The organism is Paenarthrobacter sp. NPDC089675, from assembly GCF_044749185.1.
Lineage (GTDB): Bacteria > Actinomycetota > Actinomycetes > Actinomycetales > Micrococcaceae > Arthrobacter.
Map to the genome: position 1 here is coordinate 43,661 of NZ_JBIVHM010000013.1, position 25,150 is coordinate 68,810.

At 64.0% G+C, this 25,150-nt stretch carries 21 protein-coding genes; 7 read left to right on the forward strand and 14 right to left on the reverse strand.

Annotated elements, in window-relative coordinates:
• Window positions 1–4: 4 nt before the first annotated feature.
• Complete coding sequence (locus ACIPY2_RS20305; protein ID WP_400268203.1) at window positions 5–721, reverse strand: CoA transferase subunit A; 717 nt, start codon at window positions 719–721, stop codon at window positions 5–7.
• A 173-nt stretch (window positions 722–894) separates the two neighbouring features.
• On the opposite strand from ACIPY2_RS20305, the gene ACIPY2_RS20310 reads away from it, so the two are divergent.
• On the forward strand, window positions 895–1,659 hold the full coding sequence (locus tag ACIPY2_RS20310) for an IclR family transcriptional regulator (protein ID WP_400268204.1): 765 nt from the start codon (window positions 895–897) through the stop codon (window positions 1,657–1,659).
• 21 nt (window positions 1,660–1,680) lie between these two features.
• Here the strand turns inward: ACIPY2_RS20310 and ACIPY2_RS20315 are convergent, their stop codons facing one another.
• Entirely contained in the window at window positions 1,681–2,253 is a 573-nt protein-coding gene (locus ACIPY2_RS20315; protein WP_400268205.1) for a GNAT family N-acetyltransferase, read from the reverse strand.
• A gap of 249 nt (window positions 2,254–2,502) precedes the next feature.
• On the opposite strand from ACIPY2_RS20315, the gene ACIPY2_RS20320 reads away from it, so the two are divergent.
• The gene (locus ACIPY2_RS20320; RefSeq protein WP_400268206.1) at window positions 2,503–3,201 is read left to right on the forward strand and encodes a fasciclin domain-containing protein; all 699 of its coding nucleotides are present in this window, start codon (window positions 2,503–2,505) and stop codon (window positions 3,199–3,201) included.
• Window positions 3,202–3,287: 86 nt separating this feature from the next.
• Here the strand turns inward: ACIPY2_RS20320 and ACIPY2_RS20325 are convergent, their stop codons facing one another.
• From ACIPY2_RS20325 to purU, 10 genes are all read right to left on the reverse strand, one after another.
• Window positions 3,288–3,470, reverse strand: a complete 183-nt coding sequence (locus tag ACIPY2_RS20325; RefSeq protein WP_400268207.1) for a hypothetical protein — start codon at window positions 3,468–3,470, stop codon at window positions 3,288–3,290.
• Between the two features lie 19 nt (window positions 3,471–3,489).
• A complete protein-coding gene (locus ACIPY2_RS20330) occupies window positions 3,490–5,457 on the reverse strand; it encodes a BCCT family transporter (RefSeq protein WP_400268208.1) in 1,968 nt (655 codons plus the stop codon).
• Window positions 5,458–5,748: 291 nt separating this feature from the next.
• Window positions 5,749–6,555 carry an IclR family transcriptional regulator gene (locus tag ACIPY2_RS20335; RefSeq protein WP_400268209.1) on the reverse strand — a complete coding sequence of 269 codons (807 nt, stop codon included), beginning with the start codon at window positions 6,553–6,555 and terminating at the stop codon, window positions 5,749–5,751.
• A 42-nt stretch (window positions 6,556–6,597) separates the two neighbouring features.
• Window positions 6,598–7,824, reverse strand: coding sequence for a molybdopterin molybdotransferase MoeA (locus ACIPY2_RS20340; protein WP_400268210.1), 1,227 nt, complete (start codon window positions 7,822–7,824; stop codon window positions 6,598–6,600).
• 119 nt (window positions 7,825–7,943) lie between these two features.
• Window positions 7,944–9,161 (reverse strand): formaldehyde dehydrogenase, glutathione-independent, encoded by a 1,218-nt coding sequence (gene fdhA / locus ACIPY2_RS20345; RefSeq protein ID WP_400268211.1) that lies wholly within the window; start codon window positions 9,159–9,161, stop codon window positions 7,944–7,946.
• Between the two features lie 218 nt (window positions 9,162–9,379).
• On the reverse strand, window positions 9,380–11,701 hold the full coding sequence (locus ACIPY2_RS20350) for an FdhF/YdeP family oxidoreductase (protein WP_400268212.1): 2,322 nt from the start codon (window positions 11,699–11,701) through the stop codon (window positions 9,380–9,382).
• Window positions 11,702–11,744: 43 nt separating this feature from the next.
• Window positions 11,745–12,629 (reverse strand): bifunctional 5,10-methylenetetrahydrofolate dehydrogenase/5,10-methenyltetrahydrofolate cyclohydrolase, encoded by an 885-nt coding sequence (locus tag ACIPY2_RS20355; RefSeq protein ID WP_400268213.1) that lies wholly within the window; start codon window positions 12,627–12,629, stop codon window positions 11,745–11,747.
• Window positions 12,626–13,252 (reverse strand): cyclodeaminase/cyclohydrolase family protein, encoded by a 627-nt coding sequence (locus ACIPY2_RS20360; RefSeq protein ID WP_400268214.1) that lies wholly within the window; start codon window positions 13,250–13,252, stop codon window positions 12,626–12,628. Before ACIPY2_RS20360 ends, ACIPY2_RS20355 begins: the two co-directional genes overlap by 4 nt.
• A 125-nt stretch (window positions 13,253–13,377) precedes the next feature.
• On the reverse strand, window positions 13,378–15,870 hold the full coding sequence (locus tag ACIPY2_RS20365; RefSeq protein WP_400268215.1) for an FAD-dependent oxidoreductase: 2,493 nt from the start codon (window positions 15,868–15,870) through the stop codon (window positions 13,378–13,380).
• A gap of 45 nt (window positions 15,871–15,915) precedes the next feature.
• Window positions 15,916–16,833 carry a formyltetrahydrofolate deformylase gene (purU, locus tag ACIPY2_RS20370; RefSeq protein WP_400268216.1) on the reverse strand — a complete coding sequence of 306 codons (918 nt, stop codon included), beginning with the start codon at window positions 16,831–16,833 and terminating at the stop codon, window positions 15,916–15,918.
• 170 nt (window positions 16,834–17,003) lie between these two features.
• Between purU and ACIPY2_RS20375 the strand changes: the two genes are divergently transcribed.
• The 3 genes from ACIPY2_RS20375 (at window position 17,004) to ACIPY2_RS20385 (ending at window position 18,992) form a co-directional block, all read left to right on the forward strand.
• Complete coding sequence (locus tag ACIPY2_RS20375; RefSeq protein ID WP_400268217.1) at window positions 17,004–17,684, forward strand: GntR family transcriptional regulator; 681 nt, start codon at window positions 17,004–17,006, stop codon at window positions 17,682–17,684.
• A gap of 166 nt (window positions 17,685–17,850) precedes the next feature.
• Window positions 17,851–18,762 carry a pyridoxal 5'-phosphate synthase lyase subunit PdxS gene (gene pdxS, locus ACIPY2_RS20380; RefSeq protein ID WP_400268246.1) on the forward strand — a complete coding sequence of 304 codons (912 nt, stop codon included), beginning with the start codon at window positions 17,851–17,853 and terminating at the stop codon, window positions 18,760–18,762.
• A 5-nt stretch (window positions 18,763–18,767) separates the two neighbouring features.
• Window positions 18,768–18,992, forward strand: a complete 225-nt coding sequence (locus tag ACIPY2_RS20385; RefSeq protein WP_400268218.1) for a hypothetical protein — start codon at window positions 18,768–18,770, stop codon at window positions 18,990–18,992.
• A 52-nt stretch (window positions 18,993–19,044) separates the two neighbouring features.
• On the opposite strand, the gene ACIPY2_RS20390 is transcribed toward ACIPY2_RS20385, so the two are convergent.
• The gene (locus ACIPY2_RS20390) at window positions 19,045–19,977 is read right to left on the reverse strand and encodes a LysR family transcriptional regulator (RefSeq protein WP_400268219.1); all 933 of its coding nucleotides are present in this window, start codon (window positions 19,975–19,977) and stop codon (window positions 19,045–19,047) included.
• A gap of 169 nt (window positions 19,978–20,146) precedes the next feature.
• Here ACIPY2_RS20390 and ACIPY2_RS20395 point away from each other — a divergent pair, with 169 nt between their 5' ends.
• Window positions 20,147–21,451 carry an SRPBCC family protein gene (locus tag ACIPY2_RS20395; protein WP_400268220.1) on the forward strand — a complete coding sequence of 435 codons (1,305 nt, stop codon included), beginning with the start codon at window positions 20,147–20,149 and terminating at the stop codon, window positions 21,449–21,451.
• Window positions 21,448–22,869, forward strand: a complete 1,422-nt coding sequence (locus tag ACIPY2_RS20400) for a ferredoxin reductase (protein ID WP_400268221.1) — start codon at window positions 21,448–21,450, stop codon at window positions 22,867–22,869. The genes ACIPY2_RS20395 and ACIPY2_RS20400 overlap by 4 nt, the downstream gene beginning before the upstream one ends.
• Before the next feature lie 9 nt (window positions 22,870–22,878).
• Here the strand turns inward: ACIPY2_RS20400 and ACIPY2_RS20405 are convergent, their stop codons facing one another.
• The gene (locus tag ACIPY2_RS20405; protein ID WP_400268222.1) at window positions 22,879–25,047 is read right to left on the reverse strand and encodes a glycogen debranching N-terminal domain-containing protein; all 2,169 of its coding nucleotides are present in this window, start codon (window positions 25,045–25,047) and stop codon (window positions 22,879–22,881) included.
• Window positions 25,048–25,150: the final 103 nt, after the last annotated feature.

The following is a 25,150-nucleotide window of genomic DNA, read 5'->3' on the forward strand; positions in this document are numbered from 1 at the left end:
TGGGTTAGACGGCCGCGGTTGCGAGGCGCTGGCGGACCGTGCGCTGTTCGATGTCCTTGACGCGGTCGGTGGCCTGCACCAGCCGCTGGACGTAGACCCCCGGAGTGACGATGTGGTTCGGGTCCAGTTGGCCCGGCTCCACGATGACCTCGGCCTCGGCGATGGTCACGTTGCCCGCCGTGGCGACCACCGGGTTGAAGTTCCGCGCCGTGTAGCGGTAGATCAAGTTGCCGTCGGTGTCTGCCGTGTGGGCGTGGACCAGGGCGATATCCGCCGTGATAGCGCGCTCGCGGACGTACGTGACGCCGTCGAACTCTTCCAGCGGCTTGCCTTCGGCCACCAGGGTTCCCACCCCGGTGCGGGTGTAGAAGGCGGGGATCCCGGCGCCGCCTGCGCGGAGGCGTTCAGCGAGCGTGCCCTGCGGCGTGAATTCGACCTCCAGTTGGCCAGCGAGGTAGTGCTCGGCGAACAGCTTGTTCTCTCCGACGTACGAGGCAATGACCTTGCGCACCTGGCCCGCCTCGATGAGGACGCCCAGGCCCTTGCCGTCGATGCCCATGTTGTTGGAAACGATGGTGAGATCCTTGACGCCCGACTCGCGTACGGCGTCAATCAGGTCGGCGGGGATACCGCTGAGGCCAAAACCGCCGACGGCGATGGTCTGGCCGTCTGCCAAAAGGTCATGGAGCGCTTGGGCTGCGCTCGCGTGGAGTTTGGACATGCTGGGCTCCTCATTGAGTTCATATCCACTTTGTGGACGGATGCTTGTTCTCCTTTGGAGCCTAGGTTTGCGGCGGTGCGGGCGTCAATGGTAGGTGTTATTGGCTACTCACGGTATGGACGCTACGCTGTGACTTGTCCATATTGTGGATGAAATCTTGGTGAGGGGTTGTTGTGGCAGTACAGGGAGCCCAGGTGGTTGGCCGCGTGGCGTTGCTGCTGCGCTTGGTGGGACGAAAGCCGGAGGGGACCTCGTTGGCTGGCTTGGTCCGGGAGTCCGGATTGACCAGGCCCACGGTCCACCGGCTCCTTAGTTCCCTGGCCTCCGAAGGCCTGCTGGAACACGACTCCGGCACGGGAAAGTGGGTGCTGGGACCGGAGGTGTTCCTCTTGGGATCAGTGGCCGCCGCGAGGTTCCCCATGGAAGACATAGCCCGGCCCTCCCTTCGACGCTTGGCCGCGGAAACAGGGGAGAGTGCCTTCTTCTCCATTCGCCGCGGCAATGAGACCGTTTGTGTGTTGCGTGAGGAAGGCTCATTCCCCGTGCGCTCCTTCGTGCTCCATGAAGGGGTGCGGTTCCCTTTGGGGGTAGCCTCTGCCGGGACTGCGATCATGGCGTTCCTGCCGGATGAGGAGCAGGAGTTGCTGTTCTCCGATTGGGCCTCCCACGCCGGCGAGTTTGAGGTGGGGCATCCAGCCGACGTTGTGCGCAGAAACCTGGAGAAGACCCGGCTTGCCGGGTACTCCGTGAATCCCGGGTTGATCCTGGAAGGCAGTTGGGGGATGGGCGCGGCTGTGTTCGACACCCAGGGGCGGCCGGCGTGGGCTCTTTCGCTCACGGGAATCGAACCCCGGTTCCGCCCGGATCGCCAGGAGTTCCTCGGCAAGTTGTTGCTTGAGGAAGCGCACCGGATGACGGCCCGATTGCAGGGAACCTGACCAGTCCCTTGGTTTGGGGTGTCAGGTGAGGTTGAGGCGCATCAGGACCCTCGGGAAGCCATTAAGTACTGACGTCGTTTCCGCGACCTTGGTGAAGCCGGCCTTCTCGAAGAGCCTCCGCGTTCCGACGTACGCCATGGTCAGATCCACTTTGCTGCCCTTGTTGTCCACGGGATAGCCCTCGATGGCCGGAGCGCCGTGGCTCCTGGCGAAGTCTATGGCGCCTTGCAGGAGTGCGTGCGAGATGCCCCGGCCCCGGTGCCCCGGCCTCACCCGGATGCACCACACTGACCAAACCTCCGAGTCGTCCACATGCGGGATTTTCTGGTTGCTTGCGAAGCCGGTGTCGGCACGGGGGTGGACGGCCGCCCACCCGACTACCTCGCCGCCGTCGTACGCCAAAACACCGGGAGGCGGGTCTTCGGCGACCAGTTTCTCGACGTACTTGCCGCGATCTTCCCTTTGCAGGCTCAGGTTGAGCTTGGACGGAACGCGGTAGCTCAGGCACCAGCACACGTTGGAGGCCGGGTTCTTGGGGCCGACCATGGTCTTGACGTCATCGAACACCGTGGCCGGGCGGACTTCGATAGCCATCCGTCCATCCTGTCATTGAGTCGCTAGGCAAGGCGAGAGAGGGTCGGGATAAAAGGGGTGGGATGTGAGCGAGGATCGGCAGCGACGAGGCGGTTAAGAAACTTTTTTAAATCCCACCCATCCACCCCCCGCCATCCTCCGAATAGCTGGTGAGACACAAACAAACCGGCCGAGCGAGAGCAACGCCGGGCCGCCCGTGTCCCACACCCACCGGACCCAGCGCCCTGGTTCCAGAACAAGGAGAATGACATGTTGTCCACAAAGCGCCCCGCCCTCGCCTTCGTTGGCCTCACTGCAGCCGCCCTTCTGGGACTTACGGCTTGTGGTGGTTCAAGTGGCTCCAGCTCTTCCGCATCCTCGTCCGCCGCTCCGTCGGCTTCTTCCTCCGCTTCCTCCATGGCATCGTCGCCATCGGCCTCCTCAAGCTCCGCCACGGCATCGGCTGCCATGGATCCGGCCCGCGACCTTGTGGGCCCCGGCTGCGCAGGTTACGCCCAGCAGGTTCCCAACGGTGCAGGCTCGGTTGTTGGCATGGCACAGGATCCCGTGGCTGTTGCCGCGTCCAACAACCCGCTCCTGAAGACTCTCACGGCGGCTGTCTCGGGCAAGCTGAACCCCAAGGTGGACCTCGTATCCACGCTGAACGGCAGCGAGTTCACGGTCTTCGCGCCGGTTGACGCCGCCTTCGCCAAGATCGACCCCGCAACGATCGAGGCGTTGAAGACGGACGACGCGACGCTCAGCAAGATCCTCACCTACCACGTTGTTCCCGGCCAGATCACCCCGGACAAGATCGTGGGAACCCACAAGACCGTCCAGGGTGGTGAAGTGACGGTTGCAGGCACCAAGGATGCCCTGACGGTTAACGGTGCCAACGTGATCTGCGGTGGCGTCCACACCGCCAACGCAACGGTCTACCTCGTCGACACCGTGCTGATGCCCAAGTAAGAGCACCCATACACAACAAAGCAGGCGCCGGATCTCCGGCGCCTGCTTTGTTGTGCTTTGGTGATTAATGTCCGACGGCGGGCAGCTTACCGCCCGAGGTCGCTGTCCACGTAGGAGCCGGGCCGGTTGTGCTCCGAGCCGCAGGGGCAGCCACCTTTCAGCTCGATCCGGACCGTTACGGGGTTGGTGCCCTCCACAGTGAAGGAGACGTGCTCCGTGGATTCATTGATGACGCGGAGGGTGCTTTTCTCTGCTGGGATAGTGGTCATTGTTGAGCCTTCCTGGGATCTACTTGGCTTCCGGCCGTGCAGGGGAATCGTCGACGATCGGGATGCTTCCGGTGGGCGTGCCGCCGGGACAGTCCGAATCGGCGCACTTCCCCGCGCACTCGTGCTTGGTGACGAGATCGAACTGCACGCCCCGGTGCTGCTCGACGCCGGCGCGGATGGCGCGGTCCACCACGGAGGTGGCAAGCCGCCTGTGCAGTGAAAGCGGATCGCGTCGGAGGTCCTTGGTGAGTGCGAAGCAAAGCAGGAACATCACGATGATGAACGGCAAGGCGGCCACGATGGTGATCCTCTGGAGCCCCGACAGTGCCTCGGATGGCTCATCACCACCGGCGAGGAGCATGACAGCAGCCACTGCTCCGGTGAGGCTGCCCCAGAAGATGACAACTGCCCTGCGCGGATGCTCGGCGCCGTTGGAGCTGAGCGATCCCATGACGATCGACGCAGCGTCCGCGCCGGTGATGAAGAAGATCGCCACGAGCACCATCGCCAAGACAATAACGACGGCGGTGAACCAGTCCGGCATGTGGAGGTTCTTCACCAGGTCGAAGAGTGCGCCGTCGAAGTTCACGGTCGGTGCTCCGTTGACCACAGTGACCAGGCCGGGGGTGCCGGCCTTGTCAGCTTCCTGCTGGACGTTGAAGGCCGCGCCGCCGAAGATGCCGAACCAAATAACGCTCACGACGCTCGGCACCAGCAGGACGCCGGTGACGAACTGGCGGATGGTGCGGCCGCGGCTGATGCGTGCAATGAACAGGCCAACGAAGGGCGTCCAGGAGATCCACCAGGCCCAGTAGAAGATGGTCCAACTGGTCAGCCAGCTGCGGAGGGCTTCGTCTCCCACGGCCTCGGTCCGCGAGGACATCTCGGCAAGGTCCCTGGCGTAGTCGCCAATGGCGGACGGGATGAGGTTGAGGATGAACAGCGTGGGGCCCGCCACGAAGACGATGAGTGCCAGGACAACGGCCAGGACCATGTTGATGTTGGAGAGCCACTGGATGCCGCGGCTGATTCCCGAGACGGCGGAGGCCACGAAGCAGAACGTCAGGATGGCCACGATGACCACCAGGACCGGAGTGCCTACTTCACTCATCCAACCGTTGGAGGTCAGGCCGCTGCCAATCTGCAGGGCGCCGAGGCCCAGGGAAGCCGCGGTGCCGAACAGCGTGGCGAAGATGGCCAGGATGTTGATGAACTTCCCAACCGGTCCTTCCACCATGCGGATGCCGAACAAGGAAGTGAACATGGTGGAAACCAGCTGCCTGCGTCCCAGCCGGTAGGTTCCGTAGGCCATGGCGATGCCCACTACGGCGTACATCGCCCAGGGATGCAGCGTCCAGTGGAAGATCGAGGTGGCCATGGCGGTCTGGATGGCGGCAGGTGTCCGGCCGTCCACGGTTCCCGGAGGTGGCGAGATGTAGTGGTACAGAGGCTCGGCCACTCCGTAGAACATGAGGCCGATGCCCATGCCGGCGGCGAACATCATTGCCACCCAGGAAACGGTCTTGTATTCCGGCTTTTCGCCGTCCTTGCCAAGGGGGATATTTCCGAACTTGCCCAGGGCGAGCCAGAGGACAAAGACAACAAAGAGGGAGGCCAGCACCATGAACAGCCAGCCGGTGTACTCCATGACCCAGTTCAGGGCGCCCTTTGAAGTGTCTGCGAGGCTGTCACGCCCGGTGAAACCCCAGATCACGAAGGCGACGGCGATGGCGCCCGTGATTCCGAAGGTTACTTTGTCGAGGGTGAGCTTGCGGTTGCGTCGTTGGGTGACCGCTTGCTCAGTTTTCCGGTGGCGCAGTTCTTCGAGGATCTGCTCGTATTCTTCGGCGTCGGTCAGTCCTGCTGGAGGGGCATCCTCAGCGTCGGGAAGGGTTTGGTCGGGGGAGATGGTGGCCTCCACGGGTGGCAATTCTTCGGGCGGTAAGTCCTCAGGTGTTAGTGGTTTGGTGTCACTGCTTATAGCCATGAGCGGGTCCTTTGCTCAGCGTGTCATGGGCTTGTTTTTGGGGATGGGCGTGGTGCCTGGCAGCGGGTAACGGTTGGGGGCTTCGTCTGGCCAGGACACCTTTCCCTTTGTTCTGGGACCGTCGGCTTACGCCGAGCGGTCGTTCCGCATGAATCAACAACAATCGCGGTAAGCAACAGAGTGCGCCAGCTCACACTCGAAAGTCAAGGCTTTTATATTATTTAACGTCTAATTGATATATCAGCAATCCGAATGAAGTCCGCCTGTTACAGAGGCTCTCAGGGAGCTGCCCTAGCGGTGCCTGTAACCCATCCGGGTGCTGATCGCCAGGCCCGCCTCCCGGAGGCCCCCGATAAGGCCGGGCTGCTCCCTTGGATCAAACCGGAACGCGGGACCGGAGATGCTGACGGCGGCGATAACTGCCCCCAAGTGATTGAAAACCGGCACGGCGACGGCGGTGAGGCCGATTTCGAACTCCTCGTGCACTATCGCGTACCCGTTCCGGGCGACGTCCAGGAGTTGCTTCTCCAACTCTCCGCGGTTGGTTACGGTGCGGGGCGTGCGGGCAGGAAGTCCCACGGCCTTGAACACCTGGCTTCGCTCGTCAGCTGTCAGGGCAGCCAGGAGCACCTTGCCGCTCGATGTGGCGTGCAAGGGGGTGAGGCTGCCGACCCAGTCATAGGTGGCAAGCGTGGAAGGGCCCATGGCCTGGTCCACATTCACCGCATAGTTGGAGCGAAGCACGGCCAGGTTGACGGTTTCCTTGTATTCGGACGCGAGGTCCTCAAGGATCTCCCTGGCCTCGTGCACCACGCTGAGCCGGCCGGGTATGGCGGAGGCCAGGCGCAGGATGCCGAAGCCCAGCCGGTATTTGCCCCTTTCACTGTTCTGCCGGACCATGTCACGGTTGACCAGCGACCCCACCAGCCTGGACACAGTGGACTTGTGCACACCCATCTCCTCGGCGATCTCGCTGACGCCGGCATCGCCTTCGCGGGCCAGGATTTCGAGGATCTGGAGGGCCCGGTCTACCGATTGAACTCCTCCGCCCTGGGCGTCTGCGTCCTTGTCGAGGTCCGGGGTGCTGCGTGCGGCCATGGGTCTCATCCTAGACGGAGGCATCCCATGCCCATTAGGTGGCTAGTGCGAAGCCGGGGCCGTCCACGGCAGCGGCATGACGGAAACGGCTTGACCGGCGTCGAGTCCTTCCGGCGGAACCGCCATCAATCCGTCCGCCCACGCCAGGCCCCGCATCATTCCCGGGCCGGTATGGGAGACGGGGATGGCGAGTCCGTGGGCCAAGGTGCAAGGAATCAGCCTCGTCCTGCCATGGTCCGGTTCAAAATCGGCACCGGAGGTCAGCTGCGCCGGTTCGGGCAGGCTTCCATTTCCCAGTGCGGCGAGCAGCGGTTCACCAAGGGTCTGCAACGCCACCATCGCCGCCAGCGGATTTCCCGGCAGGCCGATGACGAAACGTCCGTCGGGGAGTCCCGCCAAGACGGCCGGGTGGCCGGGGCGCATGGCGATCCCGTCAACCAGGAGGCGGCCGCCCAAAGCAGCAAGCACGGCGCGGAAATGGTCCGTTCCGGATTTCCCGGTACCACCAGTGGTGATGATGACATCCGCCGAGGACCCGCTCAGCGCGGCCAGCCATTCCCCATACGAGTCCCCGATCCGGCGCTGCCCGGCCGGCGTGCCCCCGAGCTGCGAAATGACGGTATCCAGCTGCGGGCCGAAGGTATCGCGCACCTGTCCAGGTGCGGGGTTGCCGGACGTCACCACCTCCGAGCCGGTAAGTACGACGGCGACCTGCGGCTTGCGCTGCACGCTCAGCTGATCGTGGCCTGCTACCGCCGCCAGGGCGATGTGGGCGGGGTTCAACCGGGTCCCTGCCGGGATGAGGACGTCCCCGGCGGTCGCTTCTTCACCGGCGGGCCGGACGTGGCGGCCAGGGAGTGTTTCGCCGGCTTTCGCGTCCGGCCGCAGCGTCAGGAGGCCGTCGCCTCTTGCCACGCCGCTTTCCTTCCGGAGGATGCCGGCAGCGCCGTCGGGAACCAGGCCTCCCGTGACGATGAGGCTGGCTTCACCGTGACCCAACCGGGTTCCGGAGCTGACGAGGGTCCAAGGTCCGCTGCCGTTGATGGCCCAACCATCCATGGCGGACGACGCATAGTGGGGGATGTCCTGGCGGGCACGGACATCGGAGGCCAGTTCACGCCCGATTGCGTCCCGGAGCGGTACTCGCGCGGACCCGAGCGGCCGCGCAAAGGCAAACGCCAGCCGGCGCGCTTCGGACCACGTGGGCGCATGTTCTTTTCCACAGGACGAGCTGAGGGCGGGAGCGTCAAGGACTTCTTGTGCGAGCATGGATGCCCATTTCCTGGTGTTGTTCTTGGGGCCGTTAAATGCGGATGCCGGGGCGGCAGGCCTTCCCGTAATGCTTGCCTGCCGCTCCCGGTATCCGGTCTTGGGTACTGAGGGTCGAATCAGGCCTTTACGTAGCCGTTGGGGTTCAGTACGAACTTTGTTGCAGCTCCGGCGTCGAACTCAGCGTAGCCGCGGGGTGCGTCCTCGAGCGGGATCGCCTTGGCGTTCACGGCCTTGGCGATCTGGACCTTGTCATGGAGGATCGCCATCATGAGCTGGCGGTTGTACTTCATGACGGGGCACTGCCCGGTGGTGAAGGACAGGGACTTGGCCCAACCGGTACCCAGCGAGAGCGAGAGGGAGCCGTGCTTGGCGGCCTCGTCGATGCCGCCCGGATCGCCGGTGACGTAGAGGCCCGGGATGCCCAGGGCCCCGCCGGCTGCCGTGATGTCCATGAGCGAATTCAGGACGGTGGCCGGCGCCTCGTGGGAAGCGTCCTTGCCGTGTCCGCGGGCCTCGAAGCCCACGGCGTCAACGCCGCAATCCACTTCAGGCACGCCGAGGATCTGCTCGATCTGGTCCTTGGGATCGCCCTTGGACACGTTGACGGTTTCGCAACCGAAGGAGCGGGCCTGCGCCAGGCGGTCCTCGTTCATGTCGCCAACAATCACGACGGCGGCACCCAGCAGTTGGGCTCCGACGGCCGCGGCGATACCTACGGGACCGGCACCTGCAACGTACACAGTGGAACCGACTCCGACGCCGGCAGTGACGGCGCCGTGGAAACCGGTGGGGAAGATATCCGAGAGCATGGTGAGGTCCATGATCTTTTCCAGGGCCTGGTCGCGGTCCGGGAAGCGCAGGAGGTTCCAGTCCGCGTACGGAACCAGGACGTACTCGGCCTGGCCGCCGACCCAACCGCCCATGTCCACGTAACCGTAGGCGCTGCCGGGCCGGTCCGGGTTCACGTTGAGGCAGATGCCGGTCTTCTGCTCCTTGCAGTTCCGGCAGCGTCCACAGGAGATGTTGAACGGCACCGAGACGATGTCGCCCACCTTGATGAATTCGACGTCGGGTCCAACTTCAACCACTTCGCCGGTGATTTCGTGACCCAGGACGAGGTTTTGCGGTGCGGTGGTGCGTCCGCGGACCATGTGCTGGTCCGAGCCGCAGATGTTGGTGGTCACCGTGCGGAGGATGACGCCGTGGGGCACCTTCCTCCCCACGTTGGCGGGGTTGACGCCCGGTCCGTCCTTGAGTTCGAACGTCGGGTAGTCAGTGTCGATGATCTCGACGACACCGGGTTCCTTGTAGGCGACTGCTCTGTTTCCTGACATGGCACTCCTTGGACTTGGTGCGGAAATGAAGGCCGGCCATTTGCCCGAAAGCGATGCTTCGATGAGGAATACCTCCCCAGGTTTCAGGCCACCGAAGCACCGTTCACGGGCAAGTGGTCAGCTGTGTATCTGATCCTGCCACTGATATCTTCAAGAAAGCTTTAAAGATATATCAGCCACATACTATGGCACTCGTCACACTCTGTACAGCCTTCCCCCTAGGCCTTTTCCAAACGGATGATGACGGACTTGGAGGTAGGTGTTCCGCTGGTGTCGGCCACGGAGTCCAAAGGCACCAGAACGTTGGTTTCCGGGTAGTACGCGGCGGCGCAGCCTTTGGGGGTGGAGTAGGAGACGATCCTGAAGTTCTCCGCGAGACGCTCCGTGCCTTGGAACTCGGAGATGAGGTTGACTATGTCCCCGTCCGCGAATCCCAGTTGCTCGATGTCTTCGGCATTGACCAGGACAACGCGGCGGCCGTTATGGATGCCCCGGTACCGGTCGTCCTTGCCGTAGATGGTGGTGTTGTACTGGTCATGCGAACGCAGTGTCTGGAGCACGAGCCTGCCCGGCGGGATCTTGATGTATTCGAGTTCATTGCCCGTGAAGTGGGCCTTCCCGGAAGCGGTGTCGAACTTCCTGGCGTCCCGTGGCGGGTGGGGCAGGACGAAGCCGCCAGGGTGCGCGATGCGGTCTTCGAAGTTCCCGAACCCGTCAATGACCCCTTCGATGTGCTTGCGGATCAGGGTGTAGTCGTCGCGGAGCGCGAGCCAGTTGGCGCGCGGAGCGCCCGGCAAGGGACGGCCTTGCCCGTCGGTGAACAGCCGGTGGGCGAGGTTGCACACAATGGCCACTTCCGAGTGGAGGTGCTCGCTGGCCGGCTTGAGGCGACCACGGGAGGCGTGGACTGCGCTCATGGAGTCTTCCACTGTGACCCGCTGGTCGCCCGAGGCCTGGGTGTCCTTCTCGGTCCGTCCCAGGGTTGGCAGGATGAGCGCCCGCCGGCCGGTGGAAAGGTGGGAGTGGTTCAGCTTGGTGGAGATCTGCACCGTCAGGGCGGTGTTGGCCAAAGCGTCTTCGGTCACCAGCGAATCCGGGGCTGCCCGGACGAAGTTTCCGCCCATACCCATGAAGAACCGGACCTTGCCGTCCCGCATCGCACGGATGGCCGCAACGGTGTCGTAGCCGTGTGCCCGGGGGGAGAGGAAGCCGAACTCGTGGTCCAGGCGGTCGTGGAACTTCTCCGGCATCTTCTCGAAGATGCCCATGGTGCGGTCGCCCTGCACGTTGGAGTGGCCGCGCACCGGGCACACGCCTGCGCCGGGTTTGCCGATGTTGCCCTGCAGGAGGAGCAGGTTCACCACGTCCCGCAGGGTGGGAACGGAGTGCTTGTGCTGCGTGAGTCCCATGGCCCAGCACACAATCGTGGCGTTCGAGGCCAGCAACCTTTCGCCCGTGGCGTGGAGCTGTTCCAAGGTGAGTCCGGACGCTTCCACGATGTCATCCCATTCCACCTTTTCCAGGTAGCGCAGGTACTCGTCAATGCCTACTGTGTGGTCATTGATGAAGGCGTGGTCCAGCACCGTGTCCAGCCCGGGTGTGCTGCGTCCGGCGGTCTCGGCCTCGAGCAAGTACTTGCCGAGGCCCTGGAAGAGTGCCTGGTCGCCGCCGGCACGGATCTGGAGGAAGTCATCGGTCAGCTGGGTGCCGGTCAATACTCCGGAGACGTGCTGCGGATTTTCGAAGTGCAGCAGCCCGGCTTCGGGAAGGGGGTTGACGGAGACAATGACCGCGCCGTTCTTCTTCGCCTTCTCCAGGGCGCTGAGCATGCGGGGGTGGTTGGTGCCCGGGTTTTGACCGGCGACGAAAATCAGCGAGGCAGTTTCCAGGTCGGTCAGGCTCACTGAACCCTTGCCGATACCGATGGTTTCCACCAGGGCCGACCCCGAGGATTCGTGGCACATGTTGGAACAGTCGGGCAGGTTGTTGGTGCCGATGCCGCGGACCAGGAGTTGGTACATGAAGGCGGCCTCGTTGGACGTGCGCCCCGAGGTGTAGAACACCGCCTCATCCGCAGAAGCCATTCCTCGGAGCTCCTCCGCCATCAGCTCGTAGGCGTCATCCCAGCTGATGGGCGTGTAGTGCGTGGCACCTTCCTCCAACACCATGGGGTGGGTCAGCCGTCCCTGCTGACCCAGCCAATAATCGTCGCGGTTCTTGAGCTCCGCAACGGAGTGCTTGGCGAAGAACTCCGGGGTAACCCGGCGGCGGGTGGCTTCCTCGGCCACGGCCTTGGCCCCGTTTTCACAAAACTCTGCCGAGTTGCGTTTCTCATGCTCCGGCCACGCGCAACCCATGCAGTCGAACCCGTCCAGCTGGTTCACGGCCATCAGCGTCTGCACGCTGCGGACCGCTCCCATCTGCTCGAATGAGATCTTCAGGGCATTCGCCACGGCCGGGATGCCCACGGCTTTGGTCTTGGGTTTGGTGACGGTCAGCTTCGACTCGTCGATGTTTTCACGGGGGGCTTTGGAAGCCATGAGGATCTTCCCTCCAGATCAGGAATTGGCGGCTTTTCGGCTGTCAGGCGACGCCGGCGGCGAGGGACAGGCCCAGCACGCCGGACTGTTGGCGGGCGGCTTCCACGGTGTGGAGCAGCAACAACGCAGTCGTTACCGAGCCCACGCCGCCCGGTACGGGCGTCAGCGCTGCGGCAACTCCGGTGACGCTCGCCTCGTCGACGTCCCCCACGAGGGAACCGTCGGGAAGGACGTTGGTGCCGACGTCGACCACTACGGTCTTTTCCGAAACGTGGCTGCCGGTCAGCAGCCCGGTGCGGCCCGCCGCTACCACCACGACGTCGGCGGAACGGGTAAAGGGCTCCAGCGAACCTGTGCGGGAATGGCAGATGGTGACGGTGGCGTCCTTGGCCAGCAACAGCAGGGAGAGCGGCTTGCCCACCACCGCTGAACGCCCGACGACGACCACGTCCCGTCCCGCCGTCGGCACCTCGAAGTGGTCCAGGATCTCCACGACGGAGCGGGCGGTGGCGGGCGCGAAGGCCGGCTGCCCTACGGCGAGGCGGCCGAGGCTGAGGGGGTTGGCACCGTCGATGTCCTTTTCGGGAGCGATCAGGCCCACCAGGTTCTCACCCCGTACCCCTTCTGGCAGGGGAGTCTGCAGGATGATTCCGTGCACCGACGGCTCGGAGCCGAGGTCGGTCAGTACTCGGGCAAGCACTTGTTCCGTGGCGTCCTGGCCCAGGTCGAGGATGCGGCAATCGATGCCCGCCCGTTCGGCGGCCCGTTCGATGGACCGTACGTACCAAAGCGTCGATTCGTCAGCGGTAGCAACAACCACGGCCAGGGACGGCCGCACCCCGGCGGCGTCCAGCAGGCGCGCTTCCTCCCCGGCACGTTGGCGGATAAGTCCGGCGAGCCCCTTCCCGGACAGGATTTCCGTGTTCACGCGAGGATCCTTTCGCGGACGCGCTTGGCCAGGGAGTCGGCGGCCAGGACCACTTTGTCCTCGATGCCGTCCGTCTGCCCGGCGAGTTCGCTGCGGATGGCCGGGTCCTTGATGGCCACCACGTTGATGTCGATGTTGACCCTGGCGGTGGTGGCGGCGGCGCGGGCAGCATCCGTGGCAGCCGCGACGTCGCTGATCACGTTGGGGTTGGCGATGTCAAAAAGCTCGGTGGCAAGCTCCACCACGGCCCCGGCAAGGCCGATCAGCCTGGCGGGTGTCTGTGCGGCGTTCACGAGTGCTTGCTGGATGGCGGCGGTCTTCGCGGCCTTGAGGTCCTCGGTGGTTGAGGGAAGCTTGTAGGCGTCGATGACCCCTTGGAATGCGCGCTCGTCTTCATCGGCGAGGCCGAGGGCCTCGTTCCGGAGTTGGTCTGCCGTTTCAGTGATGCGCGCTACCTGTCCTGCGTGCTGAGCGTACTTTTCACCGGTGGTGTAGCGGGCAACCATGGCCACGAGGGCTGCACCCTGGGCAGCGTGCAATGCGGCAGCGGCCCCACCACCCGGAGTCGGCTCGCGGGAGGCGAGCCTGGCCAGGTAATCGTTGATGGTTTCTGAGCTGATCATGTGTCTTCCTGGGCTGGCGAAAGAGATAAAAAGGCAGCGGCCCGGACCCGGTTTGCGGGATAAGGAGTCCGGGCCGCTGTCTGGGTGTCCGCGTCCGTGAGTCGGCGGTGCGGCGGTGGCGGTTGTTAGCCGCGGAGCCTGCTCATGGAGGGGTCGTACAGCGGATCCTCCGTGACGGTTGCCTGGATTCGGCGGCCGAAGTACTCGATCTCCACGGAGTCGCCCAATGAAACAGCGGAAGGCAGGTATGCGTAGGCGATCGGCTTCTTCACGGTGTAGCCGAAAGCGGCGCTGGTGACATAGCCCACCGGCTGGTCCTTGTAGAACACCGGTTCCTTGCCCAGCACGAGGCTGCGGCCGTCGTCGACCGTCAAGCAGCGCAGGCGGCGCTTGGAGGTTTCTTCGCTGCGGCCTTCAAGGGCAGCCTTGCCGACGAAGTTCTCCTTGGTCATCTTCACGGCGAAAGCGAGGCCCGCTTCGAAGGGGTCGTGTTCGGTGGTCATATCGGTGCCCCACGAGCGGTAGCCCTTTTCGAGGCGCAGCGAGCTGAACGCGGCGCGGCCGGCGGCGATGACACCGAACGGCTGGCCTGCCTTCCAGAGCGCGTCCCACAGGCGCTGGCCGTTGTCAGCGCTGGTGTAGAGCTCCCAGCCCAGTTCGCCAACGTAGGACAAGCGCATGGCAGTGACGGGAATGCCGCCGATGACTACGTTCTTGGAGCGGAAGTACTTGAGTCCGTCGTTGGTGAAATCGTCGCTGCTGATGGTGCTGACAAGATCACGGGCCAGGGGACCCCAGAGGCCGATGCAGCAAGTACCTCCGGTGGTGTCACGGACCTGGACCCAGTCTTCGGCTCCGCCGTTGGCGGTCTGCTGCCGTGCTGCCCGCTCAAAGTAGGCAGTATCGATATTGCCGTTGGCGCCCAACTGGAACGTTTCCTCGTCCAGGCGGGCAACTGTGATGTCGCTTCGGATGCCGCCCGCGTGGTCCAGGAGAAGGGTGTAAGTGACTGCGCCGGGCTTCTTGGCGAGATCGCCGGTGGTCAGTTCCTGGAGAAGCTTGAGGGCTCCGGGCCCGGAAACTTCCAGTCGCTTCAGGGGCGTCATGTCGTACATGGCCACCGCGGTACGCGTCTTCCAGGCCTCGGCTGCCGCGATCGGGGAGCTGAACATTCCGGACCAGGCGTCGCGGGCCGGTGGCTGCCACTCGTCCGGCATTTCCTTCAGGAGTTCGGCGTTGGCTTCGAACCAGTAAGGACGCTCCCAACCGGCACCTTCCAGGAAGTAGCCGCCCAGTTGCTTGTGGCGGGCGTGGAAGGGGCTGACGCGGAGGTTGCGGGGAGAGAGCTTTGGCTGCAGCGGGTGCAGGACGTCGTAGATCTCCACGAAGTTCTGCTGGGACGTCTCGCTCACGTATTCCGGGGTGAGCTGGACTTCCTCGAAGCGGTGGATGTCGCAGTCGCCCAGGTCGATCTGCGACTTGCCGTCCACGAGGACCTCTGCAACAGCCCGGGCGATGCCTGCCGAGTGGGTTACCCACACGGCTTCCGCCACGTAGAAACCGTCCAGTTCCTTGGACTCGCCCACCAGGGAGCCGCCGTCCGGGGTGAAGGAGAAGATGCCGTTGAAGCCGTCTTCGATTTCGCTTTCACGCAGTGCCGGAAGGATCTGCTTGGTGGCTTCCCACGCCGGAAGGAAGTCTTCCAGCGTGAAGTCGAGGCGCGAGGGCATGTTGTGCTCGCTGATGCTCTCCGGCTCGAACTTGCCCAGTTCGTCGAGGTCCACGGGCATGGGCTTGTGGGCGTAGGAGCCGATGCCGTAGCGGTCGCCGTGCTCCCGGTAGTAGAGGTCCTGGTCCTGGTGGCGCAGGATCGGCAGCTGGGCGCCGTTGGGGAGTTCGTTCTTCCCCGCCTGGGCAGGGACCGGGGTGGTCTTGACGTACTGGTGGGCCAGGGGAAGCAGCGGCACGGACATGCCGATCAGCTCGCCCACCTTCGCGCCCCAGAATCCGGCGCAGGACACCACAATGTCAGCGGGGATCACGCCGTCGGCAGTTTCGACGCCGGTGACGCGGCGGTTGGACTGCTCGATACCGGTAACTTCGGTGTTGCCGATGTACTTCACGCCGGCAGCCTCGGTGCGCTTGATGAGCAGCTGGACTGCGCGTGCTGCGAGGGCCAGGCCGTCGGAAGGTACGTGGAGGCCGCCGAGGATCTCTTCCTCGTTGATGAGCGGATAGAGCGCCTTGCATTCCTCGCGGGAGAGGATCCTGCCTTCAATGCCCCATGCCTGTGCGTAACCGAGTTTGCGCTTGAGGTCGGCAAGGCGGGTTTCCGTGGTTGCGACTTCAAGGCCGCCCACCTGGTTGAAGCAGCTCTGGCCGTCTTCCGTCAGGGAAAGCAGCTTCTCCACCGTGTACTTGGCAAAGAGCGCCATGCTCTTGGAAGGGTTGGTCTGGAAAACCAGGCCGGGTGCGTGCGAGGTGGAGCCACCGGGCATGTTGAGCGGACCCTGGTCCAGGACGGTGATGTTGTTCCAGCCGCGTTGAACGAGTTCGTCGGCGAGGTTGGTGCCGACGATGCCGGCTCCGATGATGACAATGCGGGGCGTCGAGGCCATGAAAGTTTCTCCTGCTGTGATTCGGGCGGGGCTTGGGCGGACTGGTTACCGGAAGACGACGGTGCTGGTCTGGTCCAGCAGGACGCGGTGTTCGCAGTGCCAGCGGACGGCGCGTGAGAGAGCCAAAGCCTCTGCGTCCTGGCCGACGGTGGAAAGGGCCGTCGGACCGTAGCTGTGGTCCACGCGGATGACTTCCTGCTCGATGATCGGGCCCTCGTCCAGGTCCGCAGTGACGTAGTGGGCCGTGGCACCTACCTGCTTCACACCGCGATCATAGGCCTGGTGGTAGGGGCGGGCCCCCTTGAAGCCGGGGAGGAAGGAGTGGTGGATATTGATGGCGCGGCCTTCGAGCTTGCGGCACAAGTCGTCCGAAAGGACCTGCATGTAGCGGGCCAGGACCACCAGGTCCGCTTGGTATTCATCAACCAGCTCCAACAGCCTTGCTTCGGCCTCGGCCTTGGTGTCCGGAGTAACCGGAACATAGATGAAGGGCAGGCCCGCCGCCTCGGCCATGGCCCGGTGGGTTTCGTGGTTGGAAACAACCGCCACCAGTTCGCCGCCGAGGCTGCCGCCGCGCCAGCGGAAGATGAGGTCGTTGAGGCAATGCCCAAACTTGGAGACCATGACCAGGACGCGCTGCTTGGTCTCGTCATGGAAGCTGAACTTCATGTCGAAGCGCTCTGCGATGGAACGGAATTCATCCTCCAGCTGCTCGGGCGAGTAGCTCTGCGGGCCGGAGAAAGCCGTCCGCAGGTGCAGCGTCTGGCGTAGGCTGTCATCGAACTGCTGGTGCTCTTCGATGTTGAATCCGCGATCGAAGAGGAAGGTGGTCACCGCTTGCACAATGCCGGGCTGCTCGACGCACGACAATGTGAGTACGAACTTCTGAGCGGGCTCGTCCTTGAGCTGTCCGCGTTCGGCCGGCAGGGTGCTGAGGTGTGAGTCTGAAGCCACGAGGGTCATTGGTGCTCCTTAGCTGATTCACTGGATGGATCACTCGGTAAATCCAGTAGATACATCCTGTAGATATATTCATGAACCATGAACTGATATATTAGGATTGGAATCAGCGTATACTGGACTGTGAAGCGGGTCAATAGGTTTTTTTCGAACTGCGAAAGGGGCTCGGCACTGTGGCACTTGAAATCCTGGCAACCGTCGATGATGCGGGCAGGAAGTCCTTGGCGGAGATTGCGTATGAAAGCCTGCGCGATCGCCTGCTGACCCTCGACATCAAGCCCGGGGACCTCCTCAACGATGAACAGCTCGCCAAGGAGCTGGGCATTGGCCGGACTCCGGTCCGCGAGGCATTGAAGCGGCTCGAGCTGGACCGGCTGGTGGTGACCTATCCGCGCCGTGGCACCTTCGCCACCCGCGTTGAGGTAACGGACCTTGCCTTCATTTCCGAGATCAGGGTCCAGTTGGAGCCGGTGGCCGCCGCCCGCGCCGCCCGGGTGGCAACGCCGGCTGCGCGGGAGTACCTGCGCAAGGTGGCCAGCGAGGTCGAGGCGTTCGACCTGAAGTCCTCCACGGTGGTGGAGACCTTGAAGCTGGATGCCAGCGTCCATCAGGGCATCTATGCCGCGGCCGCCAATCCCCACCTGGAAGATGTCCTTATCCGCTACGACAACCTCGCCACCCGGATCTGGTGCATGGTGCTGGACCGGCTGCCCAACCTGGAGCACCACGTCCATGAGCACGTGGAACTCCTTCAAGCGGTCATCAACGGCGAGGAAGAGAAGGCCGCCGACTTGGCGCGCGCCCACGTCAGTGGCTTCGAGCAGGCTGTGCGCGAGGCGCTCTTCGCTGTTTGAGTCCCGGGCCCCCAACGTTCGGACTCACTGTTGACGCGGCCTGTCCGCCGCTTGCATACTGGGAACCCTTCTAATATATCAGCCGGATATTACAGCGGCCTGTCTTGCCGCCTTCTCCGCTTGATCGTCGGCGCCGCTGCGGCCAACCCTCCTGGAGTTCCACGTGATCCACAAACCTCTCCCTTTCGAACACATAGCCCTCACGGGCAGCAGCCGCGTTAAGCGGGGTATGGCTGAGATGCTCAAGGGCGGCGTCATCATGGATGTCGTTAACGTCGAGCAGGCCCGCATCGCCGAGGATGCCGGTGCCGTGGCTGTCATGGCGCTGGAGCGTGTTCCTGCTGATATCCGCGCCCAGGGTGGCGTGTCCCGTATGTCCGATCCGGACATGATTGATCAGATCATTGCCGCGGTGTCGATCCCGGTGATGGCCAAGGCCCGTATCGGCCACTTTGTCGAGGCCCAGGTGCTGCAGTCCTTGGGTGTGGACTACATCGATGAGTCCGAGGTCCTGACTCCGGCGGACTACATCAACCACATCGACAAGTGGAACTTCACCGTTCCTTTTGTGTGTGGTGCCACGAACCTGGGTGAGGCGTTGCGCCGTATCAACGAGGGCGCTGCGATGATCCGTTCCAAGGGCGAGGCCGGTACCGGGGATGTGTCCAACGCGACCGGTCACATGCGCAAGATCCGTGCCGAGATCGCCAAGCTCTCCTCGCTGCCCGAGGACGAACTGTACGTTGCGGCGAAGGAGCTGCAGGCCCCGTATGAGCTGGTGAAGGAAGTTGCCGCGACGGGTAAGCTTCCGGTGGTGTTGTTCACTGCCGGTGGCATCGCGACCCCGGCTGATGCTGCGATGATGATGCAGCTCGGTGCCGATGGTGTGTTTGTCGGTTCGGGTATCTTCAAGTCCGGCAACCCGGCCCAGCGCGCCGCCGCCGTCGTCAAGGCCACTGCCTACTATGACGATCCCGACGTGATCGCGAAGGTCTCCCGCGGCCTGGGTGAAGCGATGGTCGGCATCAACGTCGACGAAATCCCCGAGCCCCACCGCCTCGCGGAACGTGGCTGGTGAGGGCCGTGGCGGAGACCAAAGCGGCCAGGACCGTGGAGGGCCGTGCCTTGCGCTGCGATTGGGCCCAGCTCACGGGCCGCGTGGTGGAAGTGTGGTTCAAGGGTGATCGCGTGATGACCGGAGTGGTGGAACAGGCAGCTGCCGACGACTCCGTACTCTGGATTGCCGCGGACGGAGCCGATCCCCGGAAGCTGTTTGACCAGTCCACCGGCTACCAGATGTGGGTTTAGCGCCACTCTGGATTTCGCGCGACCGGAAGACCTTGCTGTTCGGGGCTCGTGATCAGCCCTCGTCCTCGGGCCGAGTCGTGAGGATCCGCTGCGCGCGCGTCTGCAGGATATCCAGGGACTCCTTGATCAGGGGTGAGCCCATGCTTCCCCTCCGGACAGCGGCCACGATGCGGCGCGCCGGCTTTCCCTTGCCGGTGATACGCAGGCGCACCACGTTTTCGGCATTATGCAGGGGTGCCAGCCGCGGCAGCAGCCCCACCCCCAGGCCTGCCCCCACAAAGGCGATCTGCGTTTCCCATTCGACGGCCTCGTGGGCAATCCGTGGCGTCACCCCCACCGCGGTAAATGCTGCTGTGAAAAGTGCATGGTAGGTGGAGCCTGCGGTTTCCGTGATCCACGGTTCCGAGGCCAACTCCTCGAGCGTCACTGATTCCCGCGACGCCAGGGGGTGGTCGCCGGGAATGATCACGTCCAGGGGATCGTCCAGCAGGACTGTCTGTTCGAAGCGGGGGTCGTCTTCGCCGTATGTGTCGGACTGCATGGCAACTATGACGGCGAGATCAATCCGTTCGGCGACCAGGAGGTCGAAGCATCGCGAAGGATCGGCTTCGAGGACCTGCACCTCCAACAGAGGGCGGGTTGTGCGGAGGGTGGCGGCGAGCGGTGCGAGCAGCTGTGCCGCCGCCGTCGAAAATCCACCCAGGCCAAAGTGGGACTGCACCTGGTCGCCGGCGTCCATGGCTGCCGCGCGCAGGCTCTCCCATTCGGCCACCAAGGCGTCTGAGCCGGCCACCAAGAACCGCCCGGTGGCAGTCAACCGCACGCCCCGGCCATCCTTCGTCAGCAGCTGCATTCCCAGGACCCGCTGCAATTCACGCAGTTGCGCGGACACGGCGGAAGGGGAGTAACCCGTGAGTTCGGCCGTCGCTCCGACGGTCCCGCAGCGGGCAAACACGCGAAGGGTGTTCAGTCTCACATCGATCATGCACCCATCATGCACTGAAAGTGCATGGTTATCTCCTAAATATTGCGCTTTTGTTGCAGTTCAATCGTCCCTAATCTCTTACTACGAAGACTTCGATATCGCCGGTCGCGACGATGCACCTGCGCTTCCCCTGAACCACATTCTTATCCAGCCTCCCGGGAGGAAACCCATGACTGCTCCAGTGAACGTCCCCATCAACACCCGCGGAAAACTCGCCTCATCACTGCCTGCCGAGCAGTTGGCGGAAATCACCGCGCTGTTTGAGTTCCGGCGCACGGGCTATTCCCTCGATGCCCCCTTCTACACGGACCCCACGATCTTCAAGCTCGACATGGAAGCGATCTTCGGCCAGCACTGGATCTTTGCCGGAAGCGTCGCCGAACTGCCCGAGCCGGGCGATTACATCACGGTGGACTACGGACCCTACTCGCTGATCGTCCTGCGCAACGATGAGGGCGAGGTCAACGTCCTGCACAACGTGTGCCGCCATCGCGGCGCCCGCGTCCTGACCGAATCCGCCGGCTCCACCGGAAACCTGGTGTGCGGCTACCACTCCTGGACGTACTCGCCGGAAGGCAACCTGATCCACGCCTCCGCGCCCGGTGAGGCGAAGTTCGACAAGAACTGCTTCGCCCTCAAGCGCGCACACAGCCGCGAAGTCGCCGGCCTCATCTTCGTCTGCATCGCGGAGGAACCGCCGACCGACTTCGACGAGACCTCCAAGATTTTCGAGCCCTACCTGGCACCGCACGACCTCGCCAAGACGAAGATTGCCTACCAGCAGAACATCATCGAAGAGGGCAACTGGAAGCTCGTCATGGAGAACAACCGTGAGTGCTACCACTGCGACGGGCACCCCGAGCTCGCCTGCTCGCTCTTCCCCACCTGGGGTTTGACCGAGGGCCTGATCCCGGCACACCTTGAAGAGGTCTGGGACCGCAACAAGCAGGCGCAGTCTTCCCTGGAAGAGCGTTGCCGCCGTTACGGACTGCCCTACGAGGTGGTCGAGGAACTCGATACCCGCATCGCCGGAATCCGTATCTCGCGGGAATCCCTGGACGGCGAGGGTGAGTCCTTCTCCGCCGACGGCCGCCGCCTTTCCAAGAAGCTGCTGGGCGACCTGCCCGACTTCCGCCTTGGCCGTTGCTCAATGCACCTGCAGCCCAACAGCTGGTTCCACTTCCTGGGCGACCACGTCATCACGTTCGGCGTCTTCCCGATCAACGAACACCAGTCCCTGGTCCGGACCACCTGGCTCGTCGCCGACGACGCCGTGGAAGGGGTCGACTACGACCTCGACAAGCTCACCTACACATGGAAGCAGACCAACATCCAGGACAAGGCCTTCGTTGAGCTGTGCCAGACCGGCGCCGCAAGCCCCGCCTACGAGCCCGGCCCCTACATGAAGAGCGAATACCAGGTTGAGGCCTTCATCAACTGGTACGTGCAGCGCGTGCAGGAGCACTTGGCATGATCGAACTCCTCACTGAGACGGCCATCCAGGAGCCGCAGCGTATCCGCGGCCTGGAGATGCCTTGGAACAGGGTGATGGGCAGCACGGAGACACCTGCCCGTGCAGCCCGCGCCCTGGGTCCCTGGCACCCGCAGGAGTTCACGGCCGAGTGCGTCGAGACCATCCCCGAAGCGGGCGGCCTCATGACGTTCGTCTTCCGGCGGACCGACGGCGCGCCGCTGGCGTTCCGCGCCGGACAGTACGTCAACATCGCCTTCCCTGTTAACGGCGAGGACCAGGAACCGGTGGACCGCAGCTACTCGCTGTCGAGTTCGCCCACTGAGCCGTGGACTTTCAGCATCAGCGTCAAGCGCGACGCCGGCGGCTTGGTTTCGCCGTGGGTCCACGGGAACGTCAAGCCCGGTACGGTCCTGGAGATGCTCGGTCCGGTTGGAGCTTTCCACCTGCCCGACGCCGACCGGCGCGCCCGGTACCTCTTGCTGGCGGCCGGTGCGGGCATCACTCCCATCATGTCCATGGTGCGGACCATCCACTCACTGCCCGGGCATGCCGACGTGGTTGTCCTTTACCACGGGGCGGAGGCGGGCGGCTTCGCCTTCCACCGCGAGCTGGCGTACATCGCCTCCGTGGACTCGCGCATCCGGGTCTTCTACTCCCTGGGCGACCGCAACAAGCCCGAAGACTGGGAAGGGCTCAGCGGCCGCCTGACCGCAGCGATGATCGATGAAGTGGCCCCCGACGCCAACGGACGCCAGGTTTACGCCTGCGGTCCCGAGGGCTACCTGAACACCGCCACCGAGCTCCTCAAGAAGGTGGGCGTCGACGATACCTCCATCTACATGGAGTTCTTCTCCGGCGACCGGCAGACGCTGCTCGAATACGCCGCCGAAGTGGCCCTCGCGGCCGATATCGCGGAAGAAATCGCCGAGGAGATTGCCGAGTCCGCCGAGGACTACTTTGAGAGCCAGCCGGCAGCGTTCGGAATCTACGAGCCCGGTTACGATTCGGACGGGACCTTGGAGGCTTCCGGGCTTCCGCTGGAAACCCTCGACGCCGGGGCCGCGCCTTCCGAAGCGAACGACGCCGGTTCAGTTACAGGCGCCGCGCCCGAGGCTGAGACTCCCGATGCCTCGAGCTTCGACACGGTGGGGACAGGAAGCCTCACGCTGTCCTTCCTTAAGACCGGCATCAACGTGCGGATTGACCCCAGCGAACACATCCTGGAAGTGGCGCAGCGTGCGGGCGTCCGGATCGGTGCGAACTGCAAGGAGGGAATGTGCGGCTCCTGCAAGGTGGTCAAGCTTTCGGGCGAGGTTGAAATGAACCACCAGGGCGGAATCCGGAAGAGGGAAATCGATGCCGGCAAGTTCCTGCCCTGCTGTTCCACTGCGCAGACCGACATGGTGATCGACGCCTAGCAGCGCACGTTACCCGTCTGTCCCATTACCTGTCGGGCGCCACAGCTCCGGCCGTTCGACGAGTTCGGACATCCACGGGCGCTGCCCGTGATACACCGTCAACCCCTCGGGGATGCCGCGGACCGTAGCCTCGGTGCCTGAAGCATCGATGGTGATCCGCGCATCCCCCATGGGGGCGTTGCTGATGTGGAGGTCACCGAAGTCGCGTGGGAGAACCGGGTCAAGCCAGACGCCGCCCAGGGAGATGTGGGTGTCGTAGCGCATGAGCGAGGTAACCACGTGGATGGGCGTGGTGGCGGCCCAAGCCTGGGGTGAGCAGGCCGTGGGATACGGCACAGGTTCACTGAACTGGGAACGGTCGAAGCCGCAGAAAAGCTCGGGAAGCCTGCCGTCCGAGAACTCTGCGGCCTCGAGCAGCGCCGTGCCGATTCTCTGGGCCTCCTCGATATATCCGTAGCGCAGGAGTCCCGACATGATCAGGGCATTGTCGTGCGGCCACACGGACCCGTTGTGGTAGCTGGCAGGGTTATATGCGGCCATGTCCGTGGCGAGCGTCCGGACGCCCCAACCGCTGAACATCTCGGGCGACATCAGGTGTTCCACCATCGATGGGACCTTGTCCTCGTCCATGAGTCCGAACCAGAGGCAATGGCCCATGTTCGAGGCACAGGCATCCACCGGGCGCTTGTCGCGGTCCAGCGCCACGGCGAAATAGCCTTTGTCCGGCAACCAGAACTCCTCGTTGAACCTTTTCTTCAGGCGATCCGCGCGGTCCCGCAGTTCGGCAGCCAAGGCGAGGTCGCCGTCGTCGTACGCCATCCAGGCCCGCGCCACATAGGCGCCGTGCACGTAAGCCTGTACCTCCGCCAAGGCGATGGGTGCTTCCGCGAGGGTGCCGTCGGCGAAGTTGATGCCGTCCCAGGAGTCCTTCCAGCCTTGGTTGATGAGCCCGTGCTCGTTGGGCCTGCCGTACTCCACGAAGCCGTCGCCGTCGCGGTCTCCGTAATTGGCGATCCAGTCGAGCGCGCGGTCGGCATTGGGCAGCAGCGCCTTGATGGTCTCCTTGGACAATCCCCAGCGGCTCACCGAGCCCAGAACCACCACGAACAGGGGAGTTGCGTCCACGCTGCCGTAGTAGGCGGAGCTTCCACGCAGCGCCTGGCCGCTGCTGACATCCAGCCGGACCTCGTGCAGGATCTTTCCCGGCTCTTCTTCCGTGTCCGGGTTCACCACTGTCCCTTGCCGGTCGGCAAGCGTCCGCAGGGTCCCCAGGGCAAGGGACGGGTCCACGGGCAGCGCCATTTCGGAAGCCCACAGCGAGTCCCGGCCGAACAGCGTCATGAACCAGGGGGCACCCGCGGCCACCACCACCCGGTCCGGATGATCCGGGTCTTGGATGCGGAGGGCGCCGAGGTCCTCGTAGCTGCGGCGCAGGGTCCGTCCGATGGAGCGGTTGCCTATCTGCAGCACGGGGATCTTGGCCACCCACTCCTCCCGGCGCCGGTCGCTGGGCGACAACTCGCCGCGCGCCGGGTGGGCAAACGGAACGGTGCCGCCCTCCACGGTCGGAACCACACTGACGCGCGTGCTCCATTGACCGAAGGCGGGAATGGTGAACTTGAAACCCAGGGCCTTCGCACCCACTCCGGCGCCCTCTGCCCGGATCACCACGGACTTGCGGATCCCTTCCCATTGCCCGCGGATCTCCAGGGAATCGTTCTCTATGCGGCGGTTCTCCTTCCACACACGGGTGATGCGGGCCTCCTTGACCTCGAACAGGTCCGCGAAATCCGCCTCCACCAGCAGGGTGACCCGGCAGTCTGCCGGTTTCCTGGAGTAGTTGCGGACCGTGATCTCCTCGAGGATCCCTGCGCCGACTTCACGCAGCCGTTCCACCAGGAGCGGGCTGTCCGCATAGCCGTCGGCGCGGGGAACGCGGCAGGCGAACAATGCCCGGTACGGTTCCTTGGTTTCGGACGCAAGTGGTTCCAGGGGTTGGTCATTGATGGTCAGCTCCCACCGGGACAGGATCCGCGTGTCCAGGTGGAAGACGCCGTGGGGCAACTCCGGTCGGATGTCCCCGTTCGGCGAGGAAATGCAGAAGGATGATCCCTCAACCAGGGTGACTGTTCCGGAACCCAGTGGACCGGCGGCCGTATCAGCATTCCATCCAGCCACGTGATGCTCCTTCAACAGCGCCGGCCTCGGATGTAGTTGACGCTACGCCGGAGCCGGCGTAGTTACCAGAGCCGGGCTGGGCGCTATAGTTTGAGGAGTAGTA

What these genes read in the sequence shown, in the direction of transcription:
- ACIPY2_RS20305 (WP_400268203.1), bottom strand. Translation starts at nt 721, where the DNA reads ATGTCCAAACTCCACGCGAGCGCAGCCCAAGCGCTCCATGACCTTTTG.
- ACIPY2_RS20350 (WP_400268212.1), bottom strand. Translation starts at nt 11,701, where the DNA reads ATGGCTTCCAAAGCCCCCCGTGAAAACATCGACGAGTCGAAGCTGACC.
- purU (WP_400268216.1), bottom strand. Translation starts at nt 16,833, where the DNA reads ATGACCCTCGTGGCTTCAGACTCACACCTCAGCACCCTGCCGGCCGAA.
- ACIPY2_RS20390 (WP_400268219.1), bottom strand. Translation starts at nt 19,977, where the DNA reads ATGATCGATGTGAGACTGAACACCCTTCGCGTGTTTGCCCGCTGCGGG.
- ACIPY2_RS20320 (WP_400268206.1), top strand. Translation starts at nt 2,503, where the DNA reads ATGTTGTCCACAAAGCGCCCCGCCCTCGCCTTCGTTGGCCTCACTGCA.
- ACIPY2_RS20325 (WP_400268207.1), bottom strand. Translation starts at nt 3,470, where the DNA reads ATGACCACTATCCCAGCAGAGAAAAGCACCCTCCGCGTCATCAATGAA.
- ACIPY2_RS20335 (WP_400268209.1), bottom strand. Translation starts at nt 6,555, where the DNA reads ATGGCCGCACGCAGCACCCCGGACCTCGACAAGGACGCAGACGCCCAG.
- ACIPY2_RS20400 (WP_400268221.1), top strand. Translation starts at nt 21,448, where the DNA reads ATGATCGAACTCCTCACTGAGACGGCCATCCAGGAGCCGCAGCGTATC.
- ACIPY2_RS20365 (WP_400268215.1), bottom strand. Translation starts at nt 15,870, where the DNA reads ATGGCCTCGACGCCCCGCATTGTCATCATCGGAGCCGGCATCGTCGGC.
- ACIPY2_RS20315 (WP_400268205.1), bottom strand. Translation starts at nt 2,253, where the DNA reads ATGGCTATCGAAGTCCGCCCGGCCACGGTGTTCGATGACGTCAAGACC.
- ACIPY2_RS20395 (WP_400268220.1), top strand. Translation starts at nt 20,147, where the DNA reads ATGACTGCTCCAGTGAACGTCCCCATCAACACCCGCGGAAAACTCGCC.
- ACIPY2_RS20330 (WP_400268208.1), bottom strand. Translation starts at nt 5,457, where the DNA reads ATGGCTATAAGCAGTGACACCAAACCACTAACACCTGAGGACTTACCG.
- fdhA (WP_400268211.1), bottom strand. Translation starts at nt 9,161, where the DNA reads ATGTCAGGAAACAGAGCAGTCGCCTACAAGGAACCCGGTGTCGTCGAG.
- ACIPY2_RS20340 (WP_400268210.1), bottom strand. Translation starts at nt 7,824, where the DNA reads ATGCTCGCACAAGAAGTCCTTGACGCTCCCGCCCTCAGCTCGTCCTGT.
- ACIPY2_RS20360 (WP_400268214.1), bottom strand. Translation starts at nt 13,252, where the DNA reads ATGATCAGCTCAGAAACCATCAACGATTACCTGGCCAGGCTCGCCTCC.